This window comes from Cupriavidus sp. 01L45, assembly GCF_056399885.1.
Window position 1 is genome coordinate 1 of sequence record NZ_JBFTSG010000036.1, and the last position, 11,974, is coordinate 11,974.

General features: G+C 65.6%; 10 protein-coding genes. 1 reads left to right on the plus strand and 9 read right to left on the minus strand.

Annotated elements, in window-relative coordinates; genetic code table 11:
* On the plus strand, window positions 1-380 hold a 380-nt coding region (locus AC1DT6_RS23425), incomplete at its 5' end, for a tyrosine-type recombinase/integrase (RefSeq protein WP_477114939.1).
* Between the two features lie 215 nt (window positions 381-595).
* Here the strand turns inward: AC1DT6_RS23425 and AC1DT6_RS23430 are convergent.
* The 9 genes from AC1DT6_RS23430 to AC1DT6_RS23470 all read right to left on the minus strand — a co-directional run bounded on the left by AC1DT6_RS23430 (window position 596) and on the right by AC1DT6_RS23470 (window position 11,678).
* Entirely contained in the window at window positions 596-943 is a 348-nt protein-coding gene (locus AC1DT6_RS23430) for a hypothetical protein (protein ID WP_441635781.1), read from the minus strand.
* On the minus strand, window positions 940-1,101 hold the full coding sequence (locus AC1DT6_RS23435) for a hypothetical protein (protein ID WP_441635783.1): 162 nt from the start codon (window positions 1,099-1,101) through the stop codon (window positions 940-942). The genes AC1DT6_RS23430 and AC1DT6_RS23435 overlap by 4 nt, the downstream gene beginning before the upstream one ends.
* 162 nt (window positions 1,102-1,263) lie before the next feature.
* Window positions 1,264-2,886 (minus strand): putative bifunctional diguanylate cyclase/phosphodiesterase, encoded by a 1,623-nt coding sequence (locus tag AC1DT6_RS23440; protein ID WP_441635763.1) that lies wholly within the window; start codon window positions 2,884-2,886, stop codon window positions 1,264-1,266.
* A 418-nt stretch (window positions 2,887-3,304) separates the two neighbouring features.
* Complete coding sequence (locus AC1DT6_RS23445) at window positions 3,305-4,654, minus strand: MFS transporter (RefSeq protein ID WP_441635764.1); 1,350 nt, start codon at window positions 4,652-4,654, stop codon at window positions 3,305-3,307.
* 179 nt (window positions 4,655-4,833) lie between these two features.
* Window positions 4,834-5,649: an enoyl-CoA hydratase/isomerase family protein gene (locus AC1DT6_RS23450; protein ID WP_441635765.1), complete on the minus strand. Its 816-nt coding sequence runs from the start codon at window positions 5,647-5,649 to the stop codon at window positions 4,834-4,836.
* Between the two features lie 3 nt (window positions 5,650-5,652).
* A complete protein-coding gene (locus tag AC1DT6_RS23455) occupies window positions 5,653-7,251 on the minus strand; it encodes an AMP-binding protein (protein WP_477114940.1) in 1,599 nt (532 codons plus the stop codon).
* The gene (locus tag AC1DT6_RS23460; RefSeq protein ID WP_441635769.1) at window positions 7,244-7,822 is read right to left on the minus strand and encodes a (2Fe-2S)-binding protein; all 579 of its coding nucleotides are present in this window, start codon (window positions 7,820-7,822) and stop codon (window positions 7,244-7,246) included. The genes AC1DT6_RS23455 and AC1DT6_RS23460 overlap by 8 nt, the downstream gene beginning before the upstream one ends.
* On the minus strand, window positions 7,819-8,634 hold the full coding sequence (locus tag AC1DT6_RS23465) for an FAD binding domain-containing protein (protein ID WP_477114941.1): 816 nt from the start codon (window positions 8,632-8,634) through the stop codon (window positions 7,819-7,821). The genes AC1DT6_RS23460 and AC1DT6_RS23465 overlap by 4 nt, the downstream gene beginning before the upstream one ends.
* Window positions 8,631-11,678, minus strand: coding sequence for a xanthine dehydrogenase family protein molybdopterin-binding subunit (locus tag AC1DT6_RS23470; protein WP_441635773.1), 3,048 nt, complete (start codon window positions 11,676-11,678; stop codon window positions 8,631-8,633). Before AC1DT6_RS23470 ends, AC1DT6_RS23465 begins: the two co-directional genes overlap by 4 nt.
* Between the last annotated feature and the right edge of the window lie 296 nt (window positions 11,679-11,974).

Genomic DNA, 11,974 nt, shown 5'->3' on the forward strand with positions numbered 1-11,974 from the left:
GCGAGGCGTACGGCCTGCCGCCGGCACCGCATCCTGGTGAGGCGCGCCCCATCGTGCTGCCGATCATCGGCAAGGAAAAACCCTTGTCACGCGGCGCGCTGCATCTGGTGCTGAAGGAGGTGTTCGGGATGGCCGCCGCGCGCCTGCGCGCGCGCGGCCCCGAGTGGGAAAGCCGGGCCGCGGTGCTCGCCAGCGCCTCGGCGCACTGGCTGCGCCATACCGCGGGGTCGCACATGACCGACCAGCAGGTGGACCTGCGTTTCGTGCGGGACAATTTCGGGCACGCTTCCATATCGACCACCAGCGCCTACCTGCACACCGAAGACGATGCGCGGCATGAGGCCACGCAGGAACGTCACCGGATTGGGTGGACGCGTTAGGGCTAGCTCCCCTGCTGGCCTTCCTCTTATTTCCGCCGGGGGCAAGAGCTTACGGAAAACACCCCGTTTCATGACGCGGAATTTCCAACGAGATTGTGAATTTTCCAACGGCGTACCGCTCAGGTGCGCCGTTTTGCCATGGGCGGCAGGAATGCGTTGAGGCAAGCGGAGACGGATTCCGAACACCTTCGCGCCGTTTCACATCCTGGCTCAATCTAGCGATGAGCGGCGCGCAATGCGCGAATGAGCTTCTGCACTAGCTGTTCATGTTGCTCCAGCGCCTCTTCAAGCGTGCAGGCTCCGTAGCTCTCGTTTTCTTCCGCCACCTTCCCAACAACACGAGTCACGAACAGCGGTGTGTCCTTAGGTGCTGGCTCTGACACCCCGCGGAAACGGGTAGTGACCACGACGCCGCAGTCTTCCATCAGCGTGCGGCGGAAGATCAGTTCGTTTTCAGCCATCCAGCGCGACCACTCGTCCTGGTCCAACACCTGGACAGGCCGGTTCTCCGCATCCAGGATATAGAAACGACTCCATCTGGGTAATACTGATCGGGATTTCATAGGAGGATGATCGGAGTGGGTTGCAGCCATTCAATGAAGCCCTCCGGCAGTTCGCCGAACGGTGCGCCATTGCGCAGCGCCCTTGGCTTGCGCTGCAGCACCGCCAGATAGTAGCGCTTCGTGCCTGCCGCGATCCTGGGCATGCAAAGGAAAGGCATGTTTTCCGAGATCCATGCCAATCAAGGTGACCTCGCACATGGCAGGCCCCTCCAAGAAGTGACGCCTCCAGCCAAGGTGAAGCGTCAGGGATCGGGCTGATCAATTCACGCTGGCGACTCTCACCGCGCCAACGGCCCGCAAACAATGTCCGTTTGGCGCTATCACACACGCAGCATGAATTCCGCAAAGGCCTCCGAGTCAAGCGGGCGGCTGACTAGATAGCCCTGAATGGCATCGCATCCGGCATCCTTCAACTCCGCCGCCTGGCGTTGGCACTCGACGCCTTCCGCGATTGTTTTCATTCCCAGCGAACGAGCGAGACCGACAATGCTTCGGATGATCGCCGACGCCTTCTCCGAATCGACCAGCGCTCGAACAAACGACTTGTCGATCTTCAGAGTATCGATGGGCAGTCGGACCAGATAGCCGAGACTGGAGTATCCAGAGCCGAAGTCGTCCAGCGATGTGGATATGCCGGCTAGCTTCAGCGCGGCAAGAACGGACGTTGCCTTTTCGATATCGCTCACCAGACTGTCCTCCGTGACTTCAATGTCGAGCATTGCGGGGGAGACGTCGTATGCCCTCGCGATACGGAGAATCATGTCTGTCAGTCCCCCACAGAGAAGTTGCCGAGCCGACAGATTGAGGCCGATCCGCGGTATGGACACACCCAGCCGTCGCCAGGTACCGATATGCCGGCAAACTGCATTGAGCAGCCATTCGACGAGGGCGCCTTCATATGGGGACTCAAGTAGCACATCCAGGAATGCGTATGGCATCAGCAATCCTCGTTCAGGATGACGCCAGCGAAGAAGCGCCTCAGCACCGATTGGGGAAGCATCCGCGAGTGCTATCTGAGGTTGGAAATGAAGCTCGAACTGGTTCGCGGCAAACGCCTCACGAAGATCCATGCGCAAGGCAAGGCGGTCACGCATGCCCCGGTCGAGTGCGCCATCGTACGCGCGCACCTGAAATCGGCCAGATGACTTCGCTGCGTACATGGCCGTGTCGGCACGACTCAGCAATGCCTCGGCTGATTCCGGCGCTTCTCTCAGTAGCGCGATGCCAATGCTAGCCGACAGGGAGACTGACCTTCCGCATGCCTCGAATGGCATTGCGAGCTCACTGAGCACCGCATGCGCGAACGCTTCTGCCGCCTTTTCGGTAGTATCGCGTAACAGCAGAACAAACTCGTCGCCCCCTACGCGCGCGGCGAAAAATTCAGGTGCGAGAATTGCGAGTAGCCTTTTCGCAAAGCCGCGCAGCAGATCATCGCCGACAGCATGACCGAACGCATCGTTGACTTCCTTGAAATGGTCCAGGTCAATAAACAGCACCGCCAGGGAAGCAGCATGCGTAAAATCTGATGAAGCAGCCTCGGCGACCGCGCCTGATAGCGCTTCCATGCACTTGCGCCGGTTGGGCAAACCAGTCAGATAGTCGTGACTAGCTTCAAACTCCAACAGCGCCGCGTGCTCGTGTTCGCGCGTGACGTCGCGGAAGAGTACCGTGATGCCATCGTCGTGGGCAAATGAGCGAGCCTCAAACCAGGTGCCGAGCGGTGCGTAATAGTCAGTATGCCGACCGGGGAGTCCAGTTGCCGCCGTCTGCTGATAGACGCGGTAGTAGCCGGAGTCCACCAAGTCCGGGTAACACTGCCATATGTCGCGTCCCAGCAGGTTTTGCCGCTCCTGCTGCAAGTATCGTTCAGCTGTATGGTTGAGATAGGTGAAGCGCCACGATCTGTCTATCGACATGAATCCGTCGCTCAGGCTATCAAGCATGTCACCAAGGTGAGGCGGTGCGGGCCGTCGGGCGCCGGCATCTTTCGGGCGGGGAGGACAAGAGTCAGTCTGTCGTTCCATTTTGTTTGGGGCCATCTGTTCGCTTCGGACCCAAAGGCATCGCACGTGCGCAAACCATGGGCTCATTGCATTCTAGCCGCGTTTGCCACCGCTACGAACATTGGGATGCGCTCGCGCCCCCCCTGGCTTTCATGGGGATGATGCTGCCCCCGCATGCAAGTCGGTCATTCATCGTGTGTTGCGCTTGTTATCAAGCGGACGACAAAACGCGACCACCTGCCCCCCAGAGTTAGTCCATACACAACATCGTCCGAGGCCTCCCCCAGCAAGCTCATCATTTTCGCCGTCCCCTTCAAGCACCTGTCGGAGATTTTATGCGACGGCCCGGGCTGGATCTCTACGCTCCATTGTCGCCAAGGCGCCCTGCCGTCTCCGGAACGATGAACGCACCCACCAGGTAGATGATGGTGACAACCGCCAGGAAGATGCCCAGCACCATGGGCAGTTCGGCCGGGGTGCTGGCGCACAGCGAAGCAAACGTCGGCATCATGCCACCGACGGCAAATCCGATATTCCATGACAGCCCGGTCCCCGTGGCACGGATGCTGGTGGGGAACCGTTCGTTCAGGAAAATGAGGATCGGGGCAAAGCCGCTGCAGCCCAGCATGGCCAGCACCACGGCATACAGGCCGAGCGTGGTGGTGTCCGGCGCCGCCGGCATCCACTGGTAGAGCAGCGGCAGCACCATCACGTTCAGCGCGCCGATCAACAGGAAGGCTCGCTTGCGGCCGATCATCGTACTGAGGTGGCCGGCAAGAATCGATGCCACGATCACACCCAAACTGCTAGCCATCAGGATGGCGGCAGCCTCGCCAGCCGGTGCCTTCACCACCACCTTGAGGAAGGTCGGCAGATAGCCGGAGGTCAGGTAGTAGGCGCTGCCACCGCCCACGGTGAGCAGGATGTTGACGAAGAGGACGCCACGGTACTGGCGGGAGAAGATCACGCGCAGCGGGTTCTCAACCGGCGCGGCATGCCCCTTGGCCGCCTGCAACTGCTTCCACAGCGGAGACTCCTCCAGCGAGTTGAAGATGAACAGGCCGAGCAACGAGCTGATGATGCCGGAGAAGAACATGCAGCGCCAACCCCAGGCATCGAACGCTTCCCCCGGAAACAGCGCGGTCATCGCCATGTAGGTAATGGAAGCCAGCAATGCCCCGATGCCCGCGCCACCGCCACCGACCAGCCCGGAGACGGCGCCGCGCCAGGATGGGGGCACCGATTCGGTACCGATGGTGTGGGTGGATGCCACCACGCCACCAACGAAGATACCCTGCACCAGCCGGAGCAGGATAAACAAGGCTGGCGCAAGCAGCCCAACCTGACCCACCGTGGGCAGCAGGCCGAACGCCGCCGTGGACAAGCCAACGCCAGTGACGGCAACTACCATCGCCCCCTTGCGGCCGTGGCGGTCGGCATAAGAGCCGAAGATCGCCGAGCCGAGCGGCCGCATCAGCAGCGTCACGGCAAACGACGCATACACCGCCGCCAGCGACAGCATGGCGTGCTCCGACGGAAAAAACAGCCTGCCGATCACGGGCGCCACGAACAGCAGGATGAACAGGTCGAACAGGTCCAGCGCCCATCCCATGCACGACGCCGCCACGGCACCAAACACCTGGCGATTGCTCGCCGCTGGCAGCGCCTCGCTGATCGTCGCTGCACTCTTCTTTGCTACGGCTTCCATTGTTGTCTCCTTTGATTTGGATCTCTGCTTGGATCATTACGGCAGGGTTGGCGCGCGGGCGGTGCCTTGCCGCCAGGCAAGCGCTCCCCCCGCGATGCTTGCCCCGTGGCAGCGGGCATCGTTATCCGGTCAGTTCGTCCGGGATGCGAGCGGCCTTGCCGGCGCGCCCGCGATTGCCATCAGCTGCCGCGGAACGCCGGCTTGCGCTTGCCGTGGAACGCTTCCACGCCTTCGCGGAAATCGTCCGAGCTGCGCAGGCGGCTATAGCAATGCCCTTCCAGCTCGATGGCGATCGACAGCGGCGCGTCCTCGGTGTCGTTGAGCAGCTTCTTGGCGGTGCGCTGCGCCAGCGGCGAGAAGCCGCGCAGTTCGTCGACCAGCGCATCGGTGGCGGCTTCCAGCTCGGCGTCTGCCACGCATTCCACGGCGATGCCCCACTCATAAGCCTGCTTGCCCGAGATGCGGCGCGAGCGCATCACGATGTCCTTGGTGCGGCCGATGCCCACCATCTTCTGCAGGCGCGCCGAGCCGCCCGAGCCGGGGATCTGGCCGAGCTTCTGCTCCGGCAGCGCGTACTGCGTGGTCTCGGTGGCGATGCGGAAGTCGCACGCCAGGGACAGCTCGAAGCCCACGCCAAAGCAGTAGCCGCGGTTGGCGGCAATCACCGGCTTGCTGCAGCGCGCCGGTGCCGCCACGTTCCAGGCCAGTTGCGAGACATGCTCGGGCGATGCCTCCAGGAAGCCCTTGATATCGCCGCCGCTGGAAAAATGCTCGCCTTGCGAACGCAGCACGATCACGCGCACGCGATGGTCGGCATCAAGCGCCTCAATGACGGCGCGCAACTGGTCGCGCGCTGCCATGGCGATCACGTTGTAGGGTGGACGGTGCAGGATGATGTCCGCACGCTCGCGCCCGGCATCGATCTCCACGGAGAAGCCGTCGAGTTGCTGGAGCCGCTGCTGGTCGGGATGGATCATCTCGGTTGCCTGGGTCATGTCTTACTCCTTGATGGTATCGACAGGCGCGGCGTCCGCTGCCTGGTTGGGGTTGGGATTAGGGTCGGGGCTCACGGAATGCGGGGCCAGCGCGTAGTCGCCGGCGGACAGCTTGCGGCGCAGGATCTTGCCAACCGGCGACTTGGGAATCTCCGCCACGAAGACGTAGTCGCGCGGGCGCTTGAAATTGACCAGGTCAGAGCCGCGGCAGTAGGTATCCAGGGCTTGCGCGTCGATGTTGCCGCGCGGCTTGACGAAAGCCACCACCTTCTGGCCCCAGCGCGGATCCGGCACTCCGGCCACCGCCACCTCATCTACCGCCGGATGCAGCGACAGCACCGACTCGATATCGACCGGGGAGATGTTCTCGCCGCCGCTGATGATCATGTCGTCCACCCGGCCGCTGACGAAGAGGTCGCCCTCGGCATCGAAGTAGCCGGTGTCGCCGGTGAAGTACCAGCCATCGCGCAGCGATTTTGCATTGGCGTCGGCGCGGTTCCAGTAGCCCTCGAAGGCCTCGTCGCCGCGCAGGTCGGCGATGATCTGGCCTTCCTCGCCGGTAGCCGCCAGATCGTCGGGTGAGCGGGCATCCAGGCGCACCACGCGCAGGCGCGTGTTGATACCGGCGCGCCCGGCGCTGCCGGGCTTGCGGGTGGCGCGCTGGTCCACGCTGAAGGTGTACACCTCCGACGAGCCGTAGTGGTTCACGAACAGCTCCGGCTCGAAGGCCTGCGCGAGGCGGCGCAGCAGGCCGTCGCTCATCGAGGCGCCGGCAAAGCCGAGCTTGGTCGCGCTGCGCACGACGGAGGCATCGAACCCCGGATCGGCCAGCAGGTCGTGGTATAGCGTCGGCACCAGGTACAGGCAGCTGATTCTGTGGGTGGCGATCTCCTTGAGCGCCTGCCCGGCGTTCCAGCGCCGCACGCAGACGAACAGGCCGTCCACCAGCGCCATTGCCAGCAGCGAGCGTACGCCCATGGTGTGGTAGAGCGGCATCACGCCAAGGGTGCGCTCACCATGGCGATACAGGTTCTGCGCCACGTGCGCCAGCGCCGCGGCACGCTCCTGCTGGTGGCGGCGCGGCACGCCCTTGGGCTTGCCGGTGGTGCCCGAGGTGTAGAGCATCAGCGAGACATCGCCCGCTTCTGCCACCGGGCCGCCATGCAGCGCAACGCTGTCCAGCAGCGAAGCGAAGGACATCGAGCCGCCAGCCGCGCAGTCCAGCGCTATGCAGGGCACGGCCTGCGCCGCCGGGCTGCCCAGCACCGCATCGGCGCTGACCGGCTCGAACACCAGCGCCTTGACGCCGGCATCCTGCACGCAGTAATCGRGCTCCTCCGGCTTGGCACGCCAGTTCAGCGGCACCATCACGATGCCGGCGAACTGGCAGGCCCAGTGCAGCGTCGCCATTTCCCAGCGGTTTTGCAGAACGGCCAGCAGGCGATCGCCCGGCGCCAGGCCGATCTCGCGCAGGCCGGACGCCACGCACCGGATGCGCTCGTACCATTGCGCATAGGTAAGCATCAGGTCGCCGTCGACAATGGCGGGCGCGTGCGGGCTGCGCTCCACGCTTTGCAGGAAGGTGCGGCCTAGATCAAGCATCGCAGGCCTCCTGGGTATCTACGCCGGCAGCAGCATAACGAGCCCGTGCACGGATCGCGGCTACGTCGAGCACGGCGGCCACGATGGGGGTGTAGCCCGTACAGCGGCACAGGTGGCCGGACAGCATGTCGCGCACCTGCGCTTCGCTGGGTTCCGGCACGCGCTCCAGGTAGTCCGCGCACGACATCAGAATGCCGGCCGTGCAGAAGCCGCACTGCAGCGCGTGGTGGCGGCGGAAGGCTTCTTGCAGATCGCCCAGTCCCTCGGCCGGCGCCAGCCCTTCGACGGTATCGATGGCCCGGTGCTCGGCCTGCACCGCCAGCATCAGGCACGAGCGCGCGGCAACGCCGTCGACGCGTACCGTGCATGCGCCGCAGACGCCGTGCTCGCAACCCACATGGGTGCCGGTGGCACCGAGCTCGTGGCGCAGGAAGTCCGACAACAGCTCGCGCGGCTCGCAATAGCCGCTGCGCTCGCGGCCGTTCAGGGTCAGGGTGATGCGGCGTTGCTCCTGGCGCTGCATCACCTCGGCGGGCTTGCCGGATACGGCGCCCTTGGTGGTCTTGCTCATTTTGCCTCCTCGATCACACGCATGCCCAGTTGCCGCACAAGGTGCCGGCGGTACTGCGCGCTGATATGGGCGTCGTCCTGCGCGCCCAGTTTCCAACTGAAATCGTTGATGGCCTCCTCCAGGTCCTTGCCCTGCAGGCGCGGCCAGGTTTCCAGCGCCGGCCGGTCCGCCACGCCGCCAACCGCCAGCGCGATGGCGTCATCGGTCACGGTGGCCGCGCAGGCCACCAGCGCAAAATCGCCATGGCGTGCGGAGAACTCGGCAAAGCCGTAGCGCGCGCCGGGGCGCCGCAGCGGAAAGCGCACCGCCTCCACCAGCTCGTCGGGCTCGCGCGCCGTCATCAACATGCCCTGGAAGAAACTGGCCGCAGGCAGCACGCGGCGGCGGCGGGCTGAACGCAACACCACCTCGCCGCCCAGCGCGGTCAGCACCAGGGGCAATTCCGCGCTCGGGTCGGCATGGGCGACCGAGCCGCACACGGTGCCGCGATTCCGGATCTGGAAATGCGAGATATGCGGAAAGGCCATGGCCAGCAGCGGCACCTCGTCGGCCAGCGTGGTGCGCCATTCGACGCTGCCCTGCGTGGCCGCGGCACCCACCACCAGGTGAGCGTCTTCCACCCGCACCGTGTTCAGCTCGGCGGTGCGCGAGATATCGATCAGCAGTTGCGGCGCCGCCAGGCGCATGTTGAGCACCGCCATCAGCGACTGGCCACCGGCCAGCACGCGCGCGCCCTCGGCGCCGCGGGCCAGCGCATCGAGCGCTTGCTGCGTGGTTTCGGCGCGCAGGTAATCGAAAGCGGATGGTTTCATCGACGGACTCCCAAACGGGCCAGCAGGCGGGCAAGCCAGCCTTGCGGCCGTACCGGCTTGCCGGCGGCCTGGCGGCCGAGCGATTCAAACAACTGGCGCAGCACCACCTTGGCGGCGCCTTCCAGCATGCGTCCGCCCACGGCAGCGACCTTGCCGGATACCTCGGCCTCGTAGTCGTAACTCAGGCGCGTGCCGCTGCCATGCGGGACCAGCTCCACCAGGCCGGCGCCGCGCGCACTGCCCAGCGAGGACATGCCTGCGCCTGCCAGCCGCAGCCGGCGCGGGGGATCGAGGTCCGACAGTGCGATCTCCGCCTCGAAGCGGGCCTTGATCATGCCAACCCCCACCGTCACGTCGGCGCGGTAGTGATTCTCGGCGGTGCGCTCCAGCGCGTGGCAGCCTGGCACCACCTTGGCCAGTGCCTGCGGGTCCACCAGCACGGCGAAGATGGCTTCGGGCGTGGCATCCAGATCCACTGAGCCGCGCGCGGTGAGCGCCTTGCCGCTGCCCTTGCGGGCCGCGGGCACGGCGGCCTCGCGCATCGCTTCGAGCAGCTCGGGGCGCGACGGCGGCGGATCGTCGAAGCCCACCATGGCCATCACCTTGGCCGGGGTCAGCGGCAGGCGGATGTCCTGCTCGCCGAGCGCGTCGGCCACCGCGTTGGCGATGCAGGGCGGCGTGCTCATGTTGTTGCCCTCGCCCAGGCCCTTGGCGCCGAGCGGCGTGAAGGGGCTTGGCGTTTCCAAGTGCACAATCACCGGGTCCGGCACCTCGCAGGTGGTCGGCATCAGGTAGTCGGCCAGCGTGCCGGACTGGAAGCTGCCGTCGGCGCCGTAGCGGAACTCTTCCATCAGCGCCGCGCCCAGCCCTTGGGCGAAGGCACCGCGGATCTGGCCATCGGCCAGCGCCGGGTTGAGCAGCGTGCCGGCGTCGTGCGCGGTCACGTAGCGGTCGATGCGCACGCGCCCCGTGGCGCGGTCGATCTCTACGCCGCACATGTCGAAGGCAAAGCCGTAGGCGGCCGAGGTGTTGATGCGGTCGTTCTCATCCGGCGCTTCCAGGTTGGGCGGCGACCAGAACACCGTCTCGCGCAGGCCCGGCTCCTCTCCGGCCGGCAACTGCTGCGGTGACCAGTGCGGCGCATTGCTGGCCACGCGCGTGAAGGGCAGGCCAGATTCGGGCGCGCCTTTGCGGGCAATGCGGCCGTCTTCGAACACCACCTCGGCGGGCGTGCAGCCGAACTGCGGTGCCACGATGCGCGCCAACTTGTCGCGCACCCGCTCGGCGGCCAGGTGCACTGTGCCGGCCACGGCGCCAGCGAAACGGCTGGAGTAGTTGCCGGCGGCGACCGACCATGCATCCTTGTGCGTATCGAACTCGACGTTCACGACCACGTCGGCCGGATTCACGCCGAGCACATCGGCCACCACCTGCGCGCACACTGTCATATGGCCCTGCCCGGCCGGCGTCGAGGCAATGGTGACCACCACGCCGCCGAGCAGGTCGACGCTGACCGTGGCGCTGGCGATGGCGCCGTTCTTCGGCCCCGCTTTCTTGCGCGCCTCGGCGGGCATGGCGGTGGTGATATAGCCCATGTTCGACACCGAGGGCTCGACGATGGCGGCAAAGCCAATGCCATAGAGCCGGCCCTCGGCGCGTGCGACATCGCGGCGGCACGTCAGCTCGTGGTAGCCGCCTTCTTCCAGCGCGCGCGCCAGCGCCAGCTGGTAGTTGCCGGAGTCCAGCAACGCGCCCGCCGCGGCGCGATAGGGAAAGGCATCGGCGGCGACAAAGTTGCGGCGATACACATCGAGTGGATCGAGCCCGAGTTGTGTCGCGATGCGATGCACCAGCCGCTCCAGCGCAAAATACACCTGCGGGCCGCCAAAGCCCCGCACCAGGCCGGTGGGCGTCTTGTTGGTCATCACCACGCGGTTGCGCACCAGCAGGTTGGGAATGTCATAGGCGCCAGTCAGGCAGCCATGCATGCGGTAGAAGGTAGCGGGCTCCGGCGCGCGCAGATAGCCTCCGCAGTCTTCGATCTGGTCATAGGCCAGTGCTTTGATGCGGCCGTCTGACTCCACCGCGGCTTCCAGCGTGGACAGCCGCGCGGTGGCGGAGGTGGCGGCGCTGAGATGCTCGAGCCGGTCCTCCACCCACTTCACCGGTGCGCCGGCCTTGCGGGACGCCAGGCACATCAGCACCGCGTAAGGAAACACCGCCTGCTTCACGCCAAAGCTGCCGCCGGAATCGCGCGGGGCCTTGTGGCGCAGCCGGTTGGCCGGCACCTTGAGCGCCATCGCCATCACCGCATGCAGCGAGAACGGCCCCATGAAATTGGAGGTGACGTCGTAGCCTTCGTCACCGGGCAGGAACTCGGCAATCACCACGCCGCATTCGATCGGCGTGCAGGTGTTGCGCGGATAGTGCGCGGTCAGCGTGACCCGGTGCGGAGCCGCGGCAAAGGCGGCTTCAGGCTCGCCGTAGCGGAAGTGGCGGTCGCTCACCACATTGGCGCCTACGCCGGGATGCAGGATGGGCGCATCGTCGGCCAGCGCGGCCTCGATCGATACCACCGGCGGCAACACGCGGTAATTCACCCGCACCAGGTCGAGCGCGTCTTCGGCCAGGGCACGGCTCTCGGCCATTACCACGGCCACCGGCTCGCCCACATAGCGCACGCGGTCCGTGGCCAGCGCCCATTGCTCCATCGGCGCCTTCACCCCCACCACGAAGGGGCGCGACCAGGCTGCCAGGTCGGCGCCGGTCAGCACCCCATGCACGCCCGGCGCGGCAAGTGCCGCGCTGGCATCGATGGTGCCAAGTTCGGCATGCGCATGCGGGGACCGCACGATAGCGGCGTGCAGGGTGCCCGGCTTCACGCCCAGGTCGTCGCCATAGCGGCCACGGCCGGTGAGGATCGCGGCGTCCTCGAGCCGCTCCATCGAGCGGCCGACGTGACGCTGGCGCGAGGCCGCGCCGGCCGCTGCGGATTCAAGGTGGATAGCCGCCGCTGCGGCGGGCAGGCTGCGCTTGTCGCTCATGACCGGCCCTCCCGCGTGGCGGAACTGGCACGGTCCATCTGGTTAGCGGGGATTGCGGGCCGGCACGGGGAGATGCCACGCGGCACGGGGCGAACGCCCGCTACCGCTGTCTCCAGTGTCGTGCCGGTCATGCCGCCAGCATCGTTCTGTCTCATTCCTGACTCCGTTCTGCGCGCCGGACCCGGTGGGCGAATCCGCCGGTTCATGCAACGTTGAACAGGAGCTTAGTGAGAATATGGTATTAGTTCTAATATTGTTTTTTGATTGTGCTAATCATTTTTAATGATGCCATGCAG